Source organism: Algihabitans sp., assembly GCF_965226985.1.
In the GTDB taxonomy this organism is placed as follows: domain Bacteria; phylum Pseudomonadota; class Alphaproteobacteria; order Kiloniellales; family DSM-21159; genus Algihabitans.
The window spans coordinates 2273383-2291803 of sequence record NZ_OZ245712.1 but is presented as its reverse complement, the minus strand read 5'-3'; the positions used below and the strand labels follow the sequence as shown (position 1 = coordinate 2291803).

Below are 18421 nucleotides of genomic sequence, written 5' to 3'. Positions count from 1 at the left end.
TCGCCAAGGCCGAGTGTGGCGGCTTGACCGCACTCTAGGGCCTCTCTTCGGGCCGACAGAAGGATCGGCAATTCATGGACGAAGAAGCTCGCCTCTTTGAGGTTTTTCTCGAGGTACAGCGGGGGTTACCGCGGCAGGGGCCGGGCGCCGCCCAGAGCACCCTCGAAGCCTTAGCCCTCTGTCGCGGTCTGCCGGACCGCCCCGCCGTTCTGGATGTCGGCTGCGGTCCGGGCCTGCAGACGCTCGTCTTGGCGGACGCCTTGGACGGGCAGATTACGGCGGTCGATCTGTTGCAGGAGTACCTGGACAGCCTAATCCGGCGCGCCGCCGCAGCGGGTTTGGCCGAGCGACTAGAGGTCCTGGCCGGCGACATGGCGCAGCTGCCGTTTCCGGACCGGAGCTTCGATCTCATCTGGGCGGAGGGGTCCGCCTACATCATGGGTTTTGAGGCCGCCTTTCGGACCTGGCGTCGGCTGCTCAAACCTGGCGGCTGCCTCGCGGTGACGGAGCTGACATGGCTGCGGCCCGATCCGCCGGACGAAGCTCTGGCTTTCTTCCGGGAGGAGTATCCGGCAATGACCACCCTGGAGGCCAACCTTACGAGCGTGAAAGCCTGTGGCTATGAGCTGCTTGGGCAGTTCACACTGCCTGATGCGGCTTGGTGGGACGACTACTACACCCCCTTGGCCGCCAAGCTTCCGCAGCTCAAACAGCGCTACGCCGATGATCCGGCTGCGCTGGAGGTGGTCGCAACGACCGAGCGGGAGATCGAGGTCCGCCGTCGTTTCTGGGACTCTTACGGCTACGTCTTTTTCGTCGCCCGAAATCCAGGCTGACCGGAACGCGCGGCTTTAAGCGCTTTCTACTCGGCGGCTTCCCGCGTCAGCGGTGCCGGAGCCGGATCCAGGAAATCCGCCAACAGCTCGTCCCAGCGATTGCGGGCGGCCTCCAGGTTCCGCTCCTTTACGTGACCGTAGCCGCGAATCTGATCCGGGATTTCGGCGAGTTCCACGGCCAGAGCGTGGTTCTCTGGCGTTAGCTTGCCGCTCAACTCCTCGACCAGCGCCACATAGTCGGCGATCAGCTTGCGCTCCTCCTTGCGCTCTTCGGTGTAGCCAAAGATGTCGAAGGCCGTGCCGCGCAGCCCCTTCAGCTTGGCCATCGTCCGGAAGACCGGCAGCAGCCAGGGGCCGAACTCGCGCTTCTTCAATTCGCCCGTCTCCGGATCGCGCTGGGAGATCAGCGGCGGCGCCAGGTGGAAGGTCAGCTTGTAGCTGCCGGCGAACTGCCGCTCCAGCTTCTGCCGGAAGGCCGGGTCGGCATGCAGCCGAGCAACTTCGTACTCGTCCTTGTAGGCCATCACCTTGTGGGCGTAGCGGGCCACCGCTTCGGCGAAGCCGCTGCGGCCCGGCGTTTTCTCCGCCTCGGCCTGACGCGCCCGCTCGACGACTTTGCGATAGCGTTCGGCATAGGCCGCGTTCTGATAGTCGGTCAGGAAGGCGACGCGGCGCTCGACCAGCTCCTCCAGGGTCTGGGGCTTGGCCGCCTCCGCCGGCTTCGCGTCAGGCAGGGCGGTCTCCGTCACCCGCTTGAGATCGGCGGCGGCGCGGCGGCCCCAGAGGAAGGCCTCTTGGTTGAAGGCCACCGCCACGGCGTTGAGTTGGATCGCCTGCTCGATGGCGGCCCGGCTAAGCGGAACCAGGCCCTTCTGCCAAGCGTAACCGAGCATGAAGAGGTTGGTCGCGATGGAATCGCCCATTAGCGCCTCGGCAACCGCCGTCGCCTCGACGAACTCAGCCGTCTCCGGACCGACCGCATCCTGGATCGTCTCGACCAGAGCCCGGCTCGGGAACTTGTAGGTCGTGGAGTTCCGGGTGAACTCTCCGGTCACCGTCTCGTGGCTGTTGATGACGGCGCGGGTCCGTCCCTTGCTGACCTTGGTCAGCGCCTCCGGGCTGCTGGCGACCACCAGGTCGCAGCCGAGCACCAGGTTCGCACCGCCGGCGGAGATCCTGACGGCATGCAGGTCTTCCGGGCGCTGGGCCAGTCGGATATGGCTGAGGACGGCGCCGCCCTTCTGGGCGAGGCCGGCCATGTCGAGCAGGCTGACGCCCTTACCCTCGATGTGCGCGGCCATGCCGAGCAGTGCGCCGATGGTCACGACGCCGGTGCCGCCGACGCCGGAAATCAGGATACCGTAGGGCCGGTCGAGACTCGGAAGCTGCGGTTCTGGCAGCGCCTCCCAGGTATCGGTCGCCGCCGCATCGCCCGTCGGCTTACTGCCGCCTTTCCGGGGTTCGGCCCCGTGCACCGTCACGAAGCTGGGGCAGAAGCCCTTGAGGCAGGAGAAGTCTTTGTTGCAGCTCGACTGATCGATCTTGCGCTTGGTGCCGAACTCGGTCTCCTGCGGCACCACGGAGACGCAGTTGGACTTGACCGAACAGTCGCCGCAGCCCTCGCAGACCGCGTCGTTGATGAAGACGCGCTTCGGCGGGTCGGGATAGAGGCCGCGCTTGCGCCGCCGCCGCTTCTCCGCCGCGCAGGTCTGGTCGTAGACGATGGCGGTGACGCCGGGAATGTCGCGCAGGTCCCTCTGCACTCGGTCCAGCTCGTCCCGGTGCTCGAATGTCACGCCCGGCGCCCAGTCGGTGCCGAGGGGGTACTTGTCCGGTTCGTCCGAGACCAGGATGATTTTCTTCACGCCTTCCGCATGAAGCTGGCGCGTGATCATGGCCGGGTCCAACGGGCCGTCGTGCGGCTGGCCGCCGGTCATCGCCACGGCGTCGTTGTAGAGCACCTTGTAGGTGATGTTGACGTCGGCGGCGACGGCGGCGCGCACCGCCAGGATGCCGGAATGGAAGTAGGTGCCGTCGCCCAGGTTGGCGAAGACATGCTCGCTGGTCACGAAGGGCGCCTGTCCGACCCAGGGCACGCCTTCGCCGCCCATCTGGGTGAAGGTCTCCGTGTTGCGGTCCATCCACTGCGCCATGTAGTGGCAGCCGATACCGGCCAGGGCGCGCGAGCCCTCGGGAACCTTGGTCGAGGTGTTGTGCGGGCAGCCGGAGCAGAAGTAGGGGACGCGCTCGATCGGTGCCTTGGCGGTGCTGCGCCGGGCCTTGTCTTTCTGGGCCAAGAACTGGGCGCGCTCACGCTGCGCCTCGGGCAACACCCCGTGGCGCTCCAGCAGCTTCGTCAGGGAGGCCGCGACGAGGCCCGGATTGATTTCGGAGTAGGAGGGAAGCTGCATCTCGGCCGGTTCGTCCGGGTAGTTGCGGTCGAACTTGCCGGTGATGCGCGGCCGTCGGTCGGCCTGCCAGTTGTAGAGCTGTTCCTTGACCTGGTTCTCGATGACCGCCCGCTTCTCCTCGACGATCAGGATTTCCTCCAGGCCCTCGGCGAAGGCGCGGATGCCACTCTGTTCCAGCGGCCAGGACATTCCGACCTTGTAGACCGACAGTCCCAGTTCGGCGGCCAGAGCCGCGTCGATCCCCAGATCCTCCAGAGCCTGCATGGTGTCCAGATAGGCCTTGCCGGCCGTAATGATCCCGAAGCGGCGCTTCGGGGAGTCCAGCACCGTGCGGTCCAGCTTGTTGGCGCGCGCGAAGGCCAGCGCGGCATAGAGCTTGTGCCGGTGATGTCGCTCCTCGGCTTCCAGAACCGGATCGGGCCAACGGATGTTCAGGCCGCCCGGCGGCAGCTCGAAGTCCTGAGGCAGTGCGATCTGAATGCGGTTCGGGTCGACGTAGACGCTGGCGGTCGCATCCACTGTTTCAGTGATGGTTTTGAAGCCGATCCAGCAGCCGGAAAAACGGCTCATCGCCCAGCCGTAGAGGCCGAGGTCGAGAAACTCTTGAACGCCGGCCGGATTGAGCACCGGGATCATGGCGTCCATGAAGGTGTATTCGCACTGGTGGGCGGTGGTGGAGGACTTGGCCGCATGGTCGTCCCCGGCCAGCAGCAGCACGCCGCCTTTGGCGTGACTGCCGGCGAAGTTGCCGTGGCGGAAGACATCGCCGCAGCGGTCGACGCCGGGGCCCTTGCCGTACCACATGGCGAAGACGCCATCGTGCTTCGCATCGCCGAACAACTCGGTCTGCTGCGATCCCCAGACGGCGGTCGCCGCCAGATCCTCGTTGACGCCGGGCTGGAAGTGGACCTGGTTGTCCTTGAGGTACTTGCGCGCCTTCCAGAGCTGCTGGTCCAGGCCGCCCAGCGGCGAGCCGCGGTAGCCGGAGATGAAGGCTGCGGTATCCAGGCCGGCGGCAAGGTCGCGCTGACGCTGCATCATCGGCAGGCGCACCAACGCCTGAGTGCCGGTCAGGAAGATGCGACCGCTGTCCAGCGTGTACTTGTCGTCGAGTCTAACAGAAGCCTCAGGCATCGATCTCGCGTCCTCCCGGATGGCACTGTCTGCCGCCGCGCGCGAGCCTCGTTTTTTGGCCGGTCCTGTCACCACTGCGGCGACCAGCCGGTCGATCGGGCTTGGGTCTCGCTACGCCTCGGCGTCTACCGGTTCCTAACCAGGACTCTGGTATCGACCGGCCTGACAAAAAAGGTAATGAATGCTGACCTATTTGTCGAGGGGCAGTTTACCATAACCCTTATCTTCGTAGGGTCTGTGAAGCTGCCTCTGCCCTTACGGGAGAGCGACGGGAAAAACGGTCGCTTCGCCGGCGCGAAGACAAACGAAATCGGGATTGCCGGTTCGTGACTCCGCCAGCTGCGTCTCGACTGGCCTCAGCGCGCGGCCGCTGAGGCCTTGGCTCCGCCTTTACCGTCGTAGAGACCGTCGAGCAGCGGCCCGTACTCCTGCTTGATGACGTGCCGGCGGATCTTCATGGTCGGCGTCATCATGTGATTTTCGACCGTGAAGGACTCGGGCGCGACGGTGAAGCGCCGGACGCGCTCCAGGTTGGAGACCTGCTGATTGACTTGTTCGATCACGTTCTGCAGGGCCTTGCGAAAGTCGCCGTCCTCGCGCAGCACGGCCAGGTCGGTGGGCTTGCCCTGCTCCTTCGCCCAGCCGCGCACCCACTCGTCGTCCGGCACCAACAGCCCGACCAAGTAGGGGCGCTTGTCGCCGACCACCATCGCTTGGTTGATCTCGGGCTGCAGGGTCAGGAAGCCCTCGATCCGCGCGGGCGATACGTTGTCGCCGCCGGACAGCACGACGATGTCCTTCTTGCGGTCGGTGATGCGGATATAGCCGTCGCTGTCGATCTCGCCGATGTCGCCGGTATGCAGCCAGCCGTCCTGAATTGCCTCGGCCGTGGCTTCCTCGTTGTTCCAATACCCCTTCATCACCAGTTCGCCGCGCACCAGGATTTCCCCGTCTTCGGCGATCTTGACCTCGACTTCTTTCAGCGGCGGGCCGACCGTGTCCATCCTGACGCGGGTCGAGCGGTTGCAGGAGACAACGGGGCCGGCCTCGGTCTGGCCGTAGCCCTGCAGGACCTTCAGGCCCAGCGCCTGGAAGAAGATGCCGATGTCCGGGTTGAGTGCGGCGCCGCCCGAGACCATGGCCTTGAGACGACCGCCGAAGCGGCCGCGCACCTTGTCGCGGACCAGCTTGTCGACGACCAGATCGACCAGGCGATCCCAGAGCGTCAAGCTGTCCGGATCGTGGTAGCGCTTGCGGCCCAAGGCTTCCGCCTTGGCAAAGAGTTTTTGCTTGAAGGGCGACTGCTTTTTGAGACCGGCGCGAATGCGCTGGTGGATGGATTCGTAGAGCCGCGGCACCGCCGTCATCACCGTCGGGCGCACTTCAGACAGATTGTTCAGAAGCTGCTCAACGCCTTCGGCGTAGTAGATCTGCGCCGTGATGGTGATCGGGAAGAAGTGGCCGCAGGTATGCTCGTAGGAATGAGACAGCGGCAGGAAGGACAAGAAAATCTCCTTCTCCAGACCGTACTCCTCCAGCAGGTCGTAGGCGCCCAGGCAGTTGCAGAGAATGTTGCCGTGGGTCTGGATGACGCCCTTCGGCGTGCCGCCGGTGCCCGAGGTGTAGATGAAACAGCAGGCGTCGTCGCGCTTGGCGCGGCTTGCCACTTCCTCCACGTCGTCCGGCAGGTCCTTGCCCTGACCCATCACGCTGTCCCAGTCGTGATAGGCCAGAACGCTCGACTGCTTGACGTCCAGTTCCGCCATCGAGAGCAGCCACTTGCAGTCCGGCGCCTGTTTGGCGGCCGGCAGCAGCGCCTTCGCCAGGGCAGGGCCCGAGACGATGGCGCCGACCGCGCCGCTGTCCGTCAGGATGTGGCGGTGGTCGCTTTCGGTGTTGGTGATGTAGGCCGGGACCGTGATGGCGCCGCTGGCGACGATGGCCAGGTCTGCAATGAACCACTCCGGCCGGTTCTCTGCGACGATGACCACGCGGTCGCCCGGCTTGACGCCAAGCGCGCGCAGGCCACGCGAGAGGTCGCGTACCGCCTGGTCCACCTTCGCCCAGGTCCAGGGCTGCCAGCGGCCGTCACGCTTGGCCCAAAGCAGGTTCTGCGTCTTGTGGGCGCGCGCTTGATGGAAGAAGATATCGCAGAGGTTGTTCCAGGCCGCATAATCCATCGTAAAGGCCTCTCCCTTTTCCCTGTCGCGCCGCCTATCTGTTCTGTTGAGCTCTTTCGGGGCGGGCGCGTTCGGCGTTGGCCGCCAGAAAGCTCGGGCATAAATGCGGTCGCACGCAGTGAATTCAAGCATAACAGCAGGGAAATAGGGAGTTTCGGCATGAGCCAACCCGTGGAAAAGTTAGGCAAGCTGCCGGAGTGGGATCTGAGCGACCTCTTCCCCGCGCGCGATGGGCCCGAGGTTCAGGCCGAGATCGACGCTCTGGAGGCCGAAGCTCGCGCCTTTCAGGGAGAGCATCTCGGTCAGCTCGAGACGCTTTCCGGCACGCAGCTCGGTGCCGCGGTGCGCCGTTACGAGGCTCTGGAGGAACGGCTGGGCCGACTCATGAGCTACGCCCAATTGGTCTATGCCGGCGACATGAGCGAGGGTGCCAACGGCAAATTCTACCAGGCCTGCCAGGAGGCGGCGACGCGCATCTCCTCGACGCTGCTGTTCTTCACGCTGGAACTGAACCGTGTCGAAGAGGCCGAGCTGGAGCGCAAGCTGGAGAGTCCCGACTTGGCGCGCTACCGGCCCTGGCTACGCGACATCCGCGCCCTGCGCCCGCACCAGCTGGAGGACGAGGTCGAGCGGCTGCTGCATGAGAAGCAGCTGTCCGGCCGTAGCGCCTGGACCCGTCTGTTCGACGAAACCATGGCGGGGCTGCGCTTCCCGCTGGACGGGGAGGAACTGACCAATGCGGAGATCCTGAACCGTTTGAGCGACCACGACGCCAAGACCCGCGAGCGCGCCGCGAAGTGCTTCGCCAAGGTGCTGAGGGACAACGCCCGGCTCTTTGCGCACATCACCAACACCCTGGCCAAGGACAAGGCCATCGAGGACGACTGGCGCGGCTTCAAGCGTGCGGTTTCCTCCCGCAACCTCGCCAACTTCGTCGAGGACGAGGTGGTCGATGCCCTGGTCGCGGCGGTGACTGAGGCCTACCCGAAGCTGTCCCACCGCTACTACGCCCTGAAAGCCAAGTGGATGGGCAAGGACAAGCTGCCTTACTGGGATCGCAACGCGCCGCTGCCTGGCGACGACGACCGCACCATTCCCTGGGACGAGGCCCGCACGACCGTGCTGGACGCCTACGGCCAGTTCTCACCGGAACTGGCTGAGGTCGGCCGCCGCTTCTTCGACCGTCCCTGGGTCGATGCGCCGGTACGTCCCGGCAAGGCCTCCGGTGCCTTCGCCCATCCGACGGTCCCCAGCGCGCATCCCTATCTGCTGCTGAACTATCAGGGGCGGGTGCGCGACGTGATGACCCTGGCGCACGAACTGGGCCACGGCGTGCATCAGGTCCTGGCCGGCGGCCAGGGTCACCTCATGTCGATGACGCCGCTGACCCTGGCGGAGACCGCCAGCGTCTTCGGCGAGATGCTGACCTTCCAGGCCTTGCTGCGCGGTACGACGGACCCGGCGAAGCGCAAGATCATGCTGGCCGGCAAGGTGGAGGACATGCTGAACACTGTGGTCCGGCAGATCGCCTTCCACCGCTTCGAGACGGAGGTTCACGACGGCCGCAAGCGGGGCGAACTGCTGCCCGAGGACCTGGGCGAGATCTGGATGCGCACCCAGCGGGAGTCTCTAGGTCCGGCCTTCGAGTTCGACGAGGACTACCGGGTCTTCTGGGCCTACATCCCGCACTTCATCCACGTGCCCTTCTATGTCTACGCCTACGCCTTCGGCGACTGTCTCGTGAACTCGCTCTATGCCGTCTATCAGGACGCCGAGGCCGGCTTCGCGGAGAAGTATCTGGAGCTGCTGCGCGCCGGCGGCAGCCAGAGGCATCGCGAGCTGCTGGCACCCTTCGGCTTGGACGCCGGCGACCCGGCCTTCTGGCGAAGGGGCCTCGGTGTCGTGGAGGGCATGATCGACGAGCTGGAACGGCTCGACTGACGGCTGTCGCGCAACTTTCATGGAAGCGTCACTGGCACTTGACCGACCTCATGCCAGGTCGTGTGTGTTGATGCGAACATGACGGTTCAGGCAGGGTGCCCAGAGCGCCGGCCGGCGGAAAGCGCGAGGTTCATCGATGTCCGATCAGTCCCAGACGCGCGGCGACCGGTCGCGTAAGTCTGAGCCAAAGGTGCGCGGGGGCGCTCGCCGCACCGCGCGCGGGAACCGGCCGCCTAAGCCGAACGGCGGCGCTGCGGAGATGGCTGCGCCGACCGGGCCGACCTCCGCTGCAACTGAGGCGGCGCCCGTCGTAGCCGATCCGCCGCTTCCCGTTCCGCCGCTTCCCGTTCCGCCGCCGGCCAGCGATGTCTACCACGAGCCGCCAGCGCCCGACCCGGACGAGCAGGGCGATCTGGCGGCCGAGCATCTGGACCGCATGGTCAATGCGACCATCGCCCGCCTGACCAAGGGCGTCTCGCCAGCCTCGCTCAACCGCGCCTTTTCCGATTGGGCGATCAACTTCGCCTGTTCGCCGGGCAAGCAGGGGGAGCTGTGGCAGTACGCCTGGAACAAGGCGGTTCGTTTCGGTTTCTACGCCGCCCACGCTCTGGCGGGCCAACCGACGGCCGACCTGATCTCGCCGGCCAAAGGAGACAAGCGCTTCGACGACGAAGCCTGGACGTCGCCGCCCTATAACCTGATGGTCCAGGGCTTCCTGCTGACCCAGCGCTGGTGGGAAAAGGCGACGACCGACGTGCGCGGTGTTTCCTCGCACCACGAGGCCGTCACCTCCTTCATGACACGCCAGGCGCTTGATCTCTGGGCGCCCAGCAACTTCCTGGCAACCAACCCGGTGCTGCAGAAGACGACGCTGGAGCAGGGGGGCGCCAACCTGCTGCGTGGTCTGGAGAACTTCGCGGAGGACGTCGAATACCGCATGACCGGCAAGAAGCCGGCCCGGGCCCGGCAGTACCGGCCGGGTCGTGAGGTTGCCGCGACGCCCGGCCGCGTCGTCTACCGCAACCGTCTGATCGAGCTGATCCAGTACGCACCCCGGACGGAGAAGGTGCGGCCCGAACCGATCCTGATCGTCCCGGCCTGGATCATGAAGTACTACATCCTCGACCTTTCGCCCGAGAAGTCGCTGATTCGCTACCTAACGGAACAGGGTTTCACGGTTTTCGCCATCTCCTGGAAGAATCCCGACAGCGACGACCGCAGTTTGGACATGCGCGACTATTTGGATACGGGGCTGCTTGCCGCCCTGGATGCGATCGCGGCCATCTGTGGGCCGAAGACCAGCACCCACGCCCTGGGCTACTGCCTCGGCGGGACCCTGCTGTCGATCGGTGCCGCCGCCATGGCGCGCGACGACGACAAGCGCCTTAAGACGGTCACCCTTCTGGCGGCTCAGACCGACTTCACCGAACCGGGCGAGCTGAGTCTCTTCATCGACTCCAGCCAGCTTGCCTTCCTGAAGGACATGATGTGGCAGCAGGGCTATCTGGACACCAAGCAGATGTCCGGCGCCTTTCAAATGCTGCGGCCCAACGATCTGATCTACTCCCGTCTGCTACACGAGTATTTCTTCGGCGTGCGGGACGACAAGAACGACCTGATGGCCTGGAACGACGACGCCACCCGCATGCCGGCCGCCATGCATGCGGAGTATCTGGAGCAGCTGTTCCACGAAAACCGTCTGGCGCGCGGTCAGTACCGGGTCGGCGACCGGCCGGTAGCCCTGACCGATATCTCTGTGCCGATCTTCGCGGTCGGCACCCAGAAAGACCACGTCGCGCCCTGGAAGTCGGTCTACAAGATCCACCTGCTGGTCGACGTGGACGTGACCTTTCTGCTGACCTCGGGCGGGCACAACAGCGGGATCGTTACCCCCGTCGGGCATCCGCGCCGCATCTACCAGGTCGCGACCGCCCATGACGGCGAGCATTACAAGGACCCCGACCGCTGGCAGCGCGAGACGCCGGTGCACAAGGGCTCCTGGTGGCCCGAGTGGGTCGCTTGGCTGGCCGCGCGCTCCGCCCGCTGCGGCGCGCCGCCGGATCTGGGCAATCGGGAAGCTGGCTTTCCGCCCCTGGAGCCTGCGCCTGGGCTCTACGTGCACCAAAGCTGACGTTCAGGCGACATCGTCCGCGCCCCCATGGACTTTGGGGGCATCGGGCGCCATGTCATGCGGCGAACGGAGAATGCCGCAGGACATGAGCAAAACAGACTTCGACAGCGACGCCGACGACGTCTTCGACGACGACTCCCGCTTCTCCCGCCGGGTCAAGCGCTATGCGCAGGTCGGCGGACAGGTTGGCGGCCTGGCCGCCCAGCTTGCCGGCAAGCGCCTCTTCGGGCGTCAGCTCGACGCCAAGAAGCACTCGGGCGAACTGCGCGACGCGCTGGGTGGGCTCAAGGGTCCCCTGATGAAGGCCGCGCAGATCCTGGCGACGATCCCGGAGGCCTTGCCGGAAGACTACGCCCGCGAACTGCGGCAGCTGCAGCACAATGCCCCGCCGATGGGCTGGGCCTTCGTGCGCCGGCGCATGCGCACGGAACTGGGCGCCGGCTGGGAAAAGAAGTTCGCGCGCTTCGACAGAGAGGCGGCGGCGGCGGCATCGCTCGGTCAAGTGCATCGCGCCGAGTCCCACGATGGGCGAGAATTGGCAGTCAAGCTGCAGTACCCGGACATGGCATCCAACGTCGAGGCCGACGTCGAGCAGCTGCGCTGGGCCTTTCGGGTTTACCGTCAGTACGACTCCACCATCGACACCTCGGACATCTACAAGGAGCTGGTGGCCCGGCTGCATGAGGAGCTGGACTACGAGCGCGAGGGGCGGCACATCGCCCTCTACCGCCTGATGCTCGCCAAGGAGGCGCAGGTCCGGGCGCCCGAGCCGCTGATGGAGCTGACCAGCAAGCGCATCCTGACCATGACATGGCTCGACGGGCGCCGTCTGTTGGACTTCGCGGAGGCCAATCCCGATCAGGAGGTACGTAACCGAGCGGCGCTGAACATGTTCCGCGCCTGGTACGTGCCGCTCTACTACTACGGCGTCATCCACGGCGACCCGCATCTGGGCAATTACACGATCAACGACGACGCCTCGGTCAACCTGCTCGATTTCGGCTGCATCCGGGTCTTCCGCCCGGCCTTCATCAAGGGCGTGATCGACCTCTATCATGCCCTGCGCGACGACGACGACGACCTGGCGGTCGAGGCCTACACCGCCTGGGGCTTCGGCGAGACGGCCAAGCGCAAGGACGTGCTTCAGGTCCTGAACATTTGGGCGCGCTTCATCTACCGGCCGCTGCTGGAGGATCGGGTCCAGTCGATCCATGAGGGCTCAAGCGGGGCGGAGGGCGCGCGCACCATCAGCCGCGTGCATCGCGAGCTGCGCAAGCACGGGGGCGTGAAGCCGCCGCGCGAGTTTGTGCTGATGGACCGGGCCGCGGTCGGCCTGGGCAGCGTCTTCATCCACCTGCAGGCCGAGATCAACTGGCATCGGGTCTTCAACGAACTGATCGAGGGTTTCGACCCCAAGCAGCTGGAGAAGCGCCAGAAGTCCGCCTTGAAACAGGTCGGGCTGCCCGAAGAGATTCCCTAGAGAGCAATTCACGTCTCAGGTGGAAGCGTCTGGCTTCTACTTAAGCCGATCCTGCTCTAAGAAGTTCACGGAATTCTCTCGCCGCGCCATAGCCCTTCTGAGGTTTGATGCAGATCCTAAGGTTTATCTGAGGATAGCTGCGTTGAGAATTCCTGGCCTCGCCGTTAAGACGATTACCTTCTGCCTCGCCCTCGCCCTGCCGAGCGCGGTGGCCTTGGCTGAGCCCCTTGAGGACTATCGCTGGAAGAGCCGCCTTCTGGTGGTTTTTGCGCCAACCGTGGTCGACGACAGCTACGAGCAACAGATGCAGCAGCTTCTGCGTAACTCCGTCGACGTCAGCGACCGCGACCTTCTGCCGGTCGAGGTGATTGGGGTCGAACCGGTACGCGTCGACGCCCTGTCCGAGCCGGCCCTGGATCCGGTGGCGCTGCGCGAACGCTTCGATGCCCCGCAGGATGGTTTTAAGGCCGTTCTGGTAGGCAAGGACGGTGCGGCGAAGCTCTCCTCCGACACCCCGATCCCGGCCGACAAGCTGTTCGAGGCCATCGACGCCATGCCGATGCGCCAGCAGGAGTTGGGCGGTTAGCCGTCCAGCCCCTCAAGCCGTCCAGCCTGCCTAGTCGAACTTGAGGATTTGTTCGGGCACTTTGTGTTCGGCGCGTATTTTGTCGTATTCCAGAAAAAATCTCATGAAAACGGCGAAGTTATAAATAGCAATCGAAGCAATTGTGGTTTTTGCTTTTTTGTTCGGTAATTGCTTTTGAATTATTGAAAATAATTCTACCTGAGTTTGAAAATTAACTGATGCTTTTCAGCTGAGCGCAGTCGGTTATTGAGGTCTGTGCCTGTCCGAGGTTGAAGTTTCGATCCAAAGCCTTAAAATTATCCCAGTTGCGACAAGCGGTATGCGGTTTGCGACGCACTGAACCGCGTTTGTCGATCTTTCGAGCAGATAGCGCTTCGACTGTTGGTCCGGCCGACCGGCTATCTCTGCCGACGGATCGGTTGTCACGCGGGTGCGGCAGTGCCGCCTGCAAGCTATCGCGGCAGATTTTTCATCCTTCGAAGGAGACATCGGTACATGAGGAAAACCGCCATCAGCTTGGCGTTCGGTCTTGTCGCTTTCCCTGTCGCAGCGCAGGCCGACTGCGGCGAAGTTTCCATCACGGAAATGAACTGGGTCTCTGCGCAGGTCGTCACCACCGTTGCCTCCTTCATCATGGAGCAGGGCTATGGCTGCGAGGTCACGAGGGTCCCGTCGGACACGGTGCCGGCGGTGACGTCTCTCGCCGAGAACGGGGAGCCCGACATCGTCACGGAGCTGTGGCTCAATTCGACGGGCGAGGTCTACGAGCGGCTCGAGTCCGAAGGTAAGGTCGAGCGCGTTGCCGAGGTCCTGCAGCCCGGCGGTGTCGAGGGTTGGTGGATCCCGACCTATCTGGCCGAGGCGCATCCCGAACTCACGACCATCGAAGGGGTGATGTCCAATCCCGATCTGGTCGGGGGGCGTTTCCACAACTGCCCGAGCGGTTGGGGCTGCCGGATCGTCAATGACAACCTGACACGGGCACTGGACCTGGAGGGGAGTGGCGTCGAGGTCTTCAACCACGGCTCCGGCGAGACGCTGGCCACCTCCCTGGCCGCAGCCTATCAGAGTGAAGAGCCCTGGTTCGGTTACTATTGGGCCCCGACCGTCGTGCTCGGGAAGTTTGACATGACCCGCGTCGAGATCGGTGCCTACGACGCTGACGTTCATGCGACCAACCAGAACGCTGAAGCGGCGAATCCCGGCGTTTCCGATTTTCCGGCCGCGCCCGTGCTGACCAGCGTGACCGCCGCCTTCAAGGAGCGGGAGCCCGAGATTGCGCAGTTGATGAGCAATCTCAGCTTCGAGACGGACACGATGAACTCGGTTCTTGCCTGGAAGGACGAGAACGGCGCCTCGGCTGAAGAGGCCGCTGTCTATTTCCTGACGACCCATCAGGATGTCTGGGCCGATTGGTTGAGCGACGACGCCCGCCAGAATCTGTCGAACGTTCTGCAGTAGTCCGAGCCTAGCGAGGGGGCAGGGCGGCTTCGGCCGCCCTGCCTTTCTCTTTGGTCGGGCGGAGCCTTTCGACAACGCGGACGGCGCGGCAGGCCCGCGGTCGTTTCAGTCGGCGGACTCGGCAGTGAGCGTATTGGGAGAGCAGTGAGATATGGCGAGCTACGACGCCGTCTTCGACAGTTTGGGTTTGCGCCAGTGGTGCGACAGAGATGCCGGCGGCGGCCCCATGACCATGGACCAGCTGCTCGGCCGAAATGCCGGCGGAGACGGCGCGGCAGCGCAATCCCTATGGGACCTGCCTTTCCCCTCGCTGGATACGCTGCATCAAGCCTGCAACGCGATGCCGCAGACCCGCAACGTGACAAAGGGACTGGAGGAGATCTTTCTCGCCGCGAAGGATGGTCTCAAGGTCGTTCTGGACCCGATCACGCAACCGCTCAGCTGGTTGCTCGACGGGTCGCTCTTCGTGGTGCTGAACACCCCCTGGTTCGTCATCGTCCCCCTGCTTCTGGTCGTCTCCTACGCCGTCTCGCGGTCGCTCCGGCTTGTCGCTTTCGTCGCGCTGTGCATCTTCGCCCTCGCGTTTATCGACCACTACGACTACGCGATGCAGACGCTCTCGATCATCTTTGTCTGCGCGTTTCTCTGTGTGCTCTTCGGAGTGCCGATCGGAATCGCGATGTCGCGCAGCGAGACCATGAAGCGCGGCACAATTCCTGTCCTGGACATGCTGCAGACCCTGCCGCCATTCGTCTATCTGATCCCCCTGATCTTTCTTTTCAGCGTGACCGAGTCGAAGCTCTACGGCATCGCCATCATCCTCTACGCCATCGTCCCGGTCATCCGGCTGACCGATCTCGGGATCCGGCAGGTCGATCCCGATGTCGTCGAGGCGGCCAACGCCTTCGGCATGACCGAGCGCCAGAAGCTGTTCGGCGTTCAGATTCCGCTCGCCTTGCCGACAATCATGGCCGGCGTGAACCAGACCATTATGATGTCGCTGGCCATGGTGGTGATCGCGTCCCTGGTGTCGGCGCCGGGGCTCGGCGTCCTGGTTCTGCGCGGCATCCGCAATCTCGAGCTTGGCGTCGGACTGGTTGCCGGTCTCGGCATCGTTCTGCTGGCTGTCATTCTCGATCGCGTGACCAAGGCGTCGCTCCAGCGGATCAATCCCGAGAAGACCGACTGAGGAGACGCCTGCAATGAGCGAAAACGTGAAGGTCTCGATCCGCGGTCTTTACAAGATCTTCGGCATGGACCCGCAGGCGGCCTTGGCCGACGTGCGCGCCGGCATGAACAAGCATGACCTGCTTGAGCAGCGCGCGCACGTGCTGGGGCTGAAGGATATCAACATCGATATGAAGGCCGGGGAGATCACGGTCATCATGGGGTTGTCCGGGTCCGGCAAGTCGACGTTGATACGCCATCTCAACCGCCTGATCGAGCCGACGGCCGGCGAGATCTGGGTCGACGGGGACAATGTGCTGGAGTTCACGGACGACCAGCTGCGGCATCTGCGCCAGGAACGCATGTCGATGGTCTTCCAGAAGTTCGCCCTCTTGCCGCATCGCAGCGTTCTGGAGAACGCCGGCATGGCCCTGGCGACTCGTGGCTATCGGCGCGAGGACTACGAAAACGAGGCCAACCATTGGCTCGAGCGGGTCGGCCTCGACGGCTACGGCGATCACTATCCCCGGCAGCTGTCCGGCGGCATGCAGCAGCGTGTCGGTATCGCTCGGGCCCTGACCTCCAACTCGGAGGTCATGCTCATGGACGAGGCCTTTTCCGCGCTCGATCCGCTGATCCGCACCGATATGCAGGATCTGCTGATCGAGTTGCAGCGTGAGCTGAAGAAAACCATCGTGTTCATTACTCACGATCTCGATGAGGCGCTCAAGCTCGCCGACCATCTCGTGATCCTGAACGACGGCTGCGTCATCCAGCAGGGTGAGCCGCAACACATCCTGCTCAAGCCCGCCGACGGCTACATCGAAGACTTCGTCAGCGACATCAATCGGGCCCGCGTTCTGAGGGTGCGCTCCGTGATGCAGCGGGGCCAGGGGGGGCGCGACAGCTTCGACGGCGAGGTCGATCACGACGATACACTCGAGTCCGTCATCGCCAAGGCCGACGGCGATGTCGCCACGCGGTTTCGCGTCCTGCGCGATGGTCAGCCGGTGGGAACGCTGGAAATGAGCCATCTGGTCCGGGCCCTCGTTCCGACTCGGGCGTCGGATGATGGAGTGCGTTCGAGCGCGGCCTGATCCCGATCGAAAAGCGTACATACGGGTCGCCCACACGTACAGGCAAGCGGCCGAAGCGGTTGGCGGGACGAGGCGAGGCTTGCCTGAGACGGGCGGGCGCGGCATGGTACGCACCGCTCTGAGTCGGCCCGTCCGGGCCGGCCCGCCACTAGACGAGCCGGAGCCTTATGAAGATCGCCATCCTCAAGGAGCGGCGCGCGCAGGAGACGCGTGTGGCCGCTTCCCCCGAAAGCGTGAAGAAGCTGGTCGGCCTGGGTATCCAGGTTGCGGTCGAGAAGGGTGCCGGCACCGGCGCCGCCTTCGTCGACGCGGCCTACAAGGACGCTGGTGCCGAGATCGCGGGCGATGCCGCCGCTGCCCTGAAGGACGCGACCCTGGTGCTCAAGGTGCGCGGCCCGGAAGCCAAGGAGATCGGCGACCTGCCGAAGGGTTGCCTGCTGGCCGCGATCCTCGACCCCTATCGTTCGCCCGAGGAGATAAAGGCGCTGGCGGAGGCCGGGGTCACCGCCTTCGCGATGGATTTCATGCCACGCATCACGCGGGCGCAGTCGATGGACGTGCTCTCCAGCCAAGCCAACCTCGCCGGCTACAAGGCGGTGGTGGATGCCGCCGCCGAGTTCGGCCGGGCCTTTCCGCTGATGATGACGGCCGCCGGCAAGGTCGCGCCGGCTCAGGTGCTGGTGATGGGCGCGGGCGTCGCCGGTCTGCAAGCCATCGCCACGGCCAAACGCCTCGGCGCACTGGTGTCCGCGACCGACGTGCGGCCGGCCGCCAAGGAACAGGTCGAGTCCCTGGGCGGCAAGTTCGTCGCCGTCGAGGACGAGGAGTTCAAGCAGGCGGAGTCCGCTGGCGGCTACGCCAAGGAGATGAGCGACGACTACAAGAAGAAGCAGGCGGAGCTGATCGCCGAGACCATCAAGAAGATGGATGTGGTCATCACCACGGCGTTGATCCCCGGCCGTCCGGCGCCGCGCTTGGTGACCACGGAGATGGTCAAATCGATGAAACCCGGCTCGGTCGTCGTCGATCTCGCGATCGACAACGGCGGAAACGTCGAGGCCAGCGAGGCGGGCAAGGTCGCCGTCAAGCATGGCGTCAAGATCGTCGCCCACAACAACCTGCCGGGGCGTCTGGCGAGCGACACTTCGATGCTCTACGCCAACAACCTCTTCAACTTCGTCGCGCTGCTCTACGACAAGGAGAAGAAGGACCTGGCTGTCGACTGGGACGACGAGATCGTCAAGGGCACGCTGATCGCCAAGGACGGCAAGATCGTCCACCCGGCGTTGGAGAAGCTGGAGCCGGCGACTAAGCCTGCCGCCAAGAAGTCCGCTCCCAAAACTGCGTCAAAGAAGGCGCCGAAGAAAGCGGAGGCGTTCGACGCTTCGGCTGAAAAGAAGCCGGCCGCCGACTCGAAGCCGACAGCCGACCCGAAGTCGGACGCAGCCGGCGCGTCCGAGACGGGCAAGACGCAGGAGACGGCTGACAAGCCGGACATGAGGAAGACGGGCGAGGAGCAGAAGAATGGCGAGTGATCAGCTGGTCGAACAGGCAACAGACCTGGCCAACCGCGCGCTCGAACTGTCGCGCGACCTGGCGGCCCTGGCCGGCGAGGTCGGTCAAGTCGCCGCCGAGACGGCGGCCATGGGCGGCGCCGAGGGTGCTTCGCCTCTAGTGATCGGCCTGACCGTCTTCGTCCTGGCGATCTTCGTCGGCTACCACGTCGTTTGGTCGGTAACACCCGCGCTGCATTCGCCGCTGATGGGCGTCACCAACGCCATTTCCTCGGTCATCATCGTCGGCGCTCTGATCGCTGCCGGCACGGGGGAGTTCGGGTTCTCGGAGGCCATGGGCTTTATCGCCGTCACGCTCGCCAGCGTGAACATCTTCGGCGGCTTCATCGTCACCTACCGCATGCTCTCGATGTTCAAGAAGAAGCCGAAGGCCGCCAGCGGCGGCCGGGCCAACTAGAGCCGGCCGAGGAGAGAGACAGACAT

At 64.6% G+C, this 18421-nt stretch carries 12 protein-coding genes; 10 read left to right on the top strand and 2 right to left on the bottom strand.

What is annotated here, in order from left to right:
• Positions 1–74 precede the first annotated feature (74 nt).
• On the top strand, positions 75–836 hold the full coding sequence (locus tag ACO054_RS10535) for a class I SAM-dependent methyltransferase (protein WP_421706527.1): 762 nt from the start codon (positions 75–77) through the stop codon (positions 834–836).
• A gap of 26 nt (positions 837–862) precedes the next feature.
• Here the strand turns inward: ACO054_RS10535 and ACO054_RS10530 are convergent, their stop codons facing one another.
• Both ACO054_RS10530 and ACO054_RS10525 read right to left on the bottom strand, forming a co-directional pair.
• The gene (locus tag ACO054_RS10530) at positions 863–4381 is read right to left on the bottom strand and encodes an indolepyruvate ferredoxin oxidoreductase family protein (RefSeq protein WP_421706526.1); all 3519 of its coding nucleotides are present in this window, start codon (positions 4379–4381) and stop codon (positions 863–865) included.
• Between the two features lie 356 nt (positions 4382–4737).
• Positions 4738–6561, bottom strand: a complete 1824-nt coding sequence (locus ACO054_RS10525) for an AMP-dependent synthetase/ligase (RefSeq protein WP_421706525.1) — start codon at positions 6559–6561, stop codon at positions 4738–4740.
• Positions 6562–6720: 159 nt separating this feature from the next.
• Between ACO054_RS10525 and ACO054_RS10520 the strand changes: the two genes are divergently transcribed.
• From ACO054_RS10520 to ACO054_RS10480, 9 genes are all read left to right on the top strand, one after another.
• Positions 6721–8502, top strand: coding sequence for a M3 family oligoendopeptidase (locus ACO054_RS10520; RefSeq protein ID WP_421706524.1), 1782 nt, complete (start codon positions 6721–6723; stop codon positions 8500–8502).
• A gap of 136 nt (positions 8503–8638) precedes the next feature.
• Positions 8639–10633 carry a PHA/PHB synthase family protein gene (locus ACO054_RS10515; RefSeq protein WP_421706523.1) on the top strand — a complete coding sequence of 665 codons (1995 nt, stop codon included), beginning with the start codon at positions 8639–8641 and terminating at the stop codon, positions 10631–10633.
• 85 nt (positions 10634–10718) lie between these two features.
• A complete protein-coding gene (locus ACO054_RS10510; RefSeq protein WP_421706522.1) occupies positions 10719–12113 on the top strand; it encodes an ABC1 kinase family protein in 1395 nt (464 codons plus the stop codon).
• Positions 12114–12255: 142 nt separating this feature from the next.
• A complete protein-coding gene (locus ACO054_RS10505; protein ID WP_421706521.1) occupies positions 12256–12699 on the top strand; it encodes a DUF4174 domain-containing protein in 444 nt (147 codons plus the stop codon).
• A gap of 495 nt (positions 12700–13194) precedes the next feature.
• Positions 13195–14160 carry an ABC transporter substrate-binding protein gene (locus ACO054_RS10500; RefSeq protein WP_421706520.1) on the top strand — a complete coding sequence of 322 codons (966 nt, stop codon included), beginning with the start codon at positions 13195–13197 and terminating at the stop codon, positions 14158–14160.
• Between the two features lie 151 nt (positions 14161–14311).
• Positions 14312–15349 carry an ABC transporter permease gene (locus ACO054_RS10495; RefSeq protein ID WP_421706519.1) on the top strand — a complete coding sequence of 346 codons (1038 nt, stop codon included), beginning with the start codon at positions 14312–14314 and terminating at the stop codon, positions 15347–15349.
• Between the two features lie 13 nt (positions 15350–15362).
• Positions 15363–16424 (top strand): quaternary amine ABC transporter ATP-binding protein, encoded by a 1062-nt coding sequence (locus ACO054_RS10490; protein ID WP_421706518.1) that lies wholly within the window; start codon positions 15363–15365, stop codon positions 16422–16424.
• 167 nt (positions 16425–16591) lie between these two features.
• The gene (locus ACO054_RS10485) at positions 16592–17959 is read left to right on the top strand and encodes a Re/Si-specific NAD(P)(+) transhydrogenase subunit alpha (RefSeq protein ID WP_421706517.1); all 1368 of its coding nucleotides are present in this window, start codon (positions 16592–16594) and stop codon (positions 17957–17959) included.
• A complete protein-coding gene (locus tag ACO054_RS10480) occupies positions 17949–18395 on the top strand; it encodes an NAD(P) transhydrogenase subunit alpha (protein WP_421706516.1) in 447 nt (148 codons plus the stop codon). The genes ACO054_RS10485 and ACO054_RS10480 overlap by 11 nt, the downstream gene beginning before the upstream one ends.
• The last annotated feature ends 26 nt before the right edge of the window (positions 18396–18421 follow it).

Excerpts from the sequence above, each read along its gene's own strand:
- ACO054_RS10490 (WP_421706518.1), top strand. The coding sequence starts at position 15,363 with ATGAGCGAAAACGTGAAGGTCTCGATCCGCGGTCTTTACAAGATCTTC.
- ACO054_RS10495 (WP_421706519.1), top strand. The coding sequence starts at position 14,312 with ATGGCGAGCTACGACGCCGTCTTCGACAGTTTGGGTTTGCGCCAGTGG.
- ACO054_RS10510 (WP_421706522.1), top strand. The coding sequence starts at position 10,719 with ATGAGCAAAACAGACTTCGACAGCGACGCCGACGACGTCTTCGACGAC.
- ACO054_RS10530 (WP_421706526.1), bottom strand. The coding sequence starts at position 4,381 with ATGCCTGAGGCTTCTGTTAGACTCGACGACAAGTACACGCTGGACAGC.
- ACO054_RS10515 (WP_421706523.1), top strand. The coding sequence starts at position 8,639 with ATGTCCGATCAGTCCCAGACGCGCGGCGACCGGTCGCGTAAGTCTGAG.
- ACO054_RS10520 (WP_421706524.1), top strand. The coding sequence starts at position 6,721 with ATGAGCCAACCCGTGGAAAAGTTAGGCAAGCTGCCGGAGTGGGATCTG.
- ACO054_RS10525 (WP_421706525.1), bottom strand. The coding sequence starts at position 6,561 with ATGGATTATGCGGCCTGGAACAACCTCTGCGATATCTTCTTCCATCAA.
- ACO054_RS10480 (WP_421706516.1), top strand. The coding sequence starts at position 17,949 with ATGGCGAGTGATCAGCTGGTCGAACAGGCAACAGACCTGGCCAACCGC.
- ACO054_RS10535 (WP_421706527.1), top strand. The coding sequence starts at position 75 with ATGGACGAAGAAGCTCGCCTCTTTGAGGTTTTTCTCGAGGTACAGCGG.
- ACO054_RS10485 (WP_421706517.1), top strand. The coding sequence starts at position 16,592 with ATGAAGATCGCCATCCTCAAGGAGCGGCGCGCGCAGGAGACGCGTGTG.
- ACO054_RS10500 (WP_421706520.1), top strand. The coding sequence starts at position 13,195 with ATGAGGAAAACCGCCATCAGCTTGGCGTTCGGTCTTGTCGCTTTCCCT.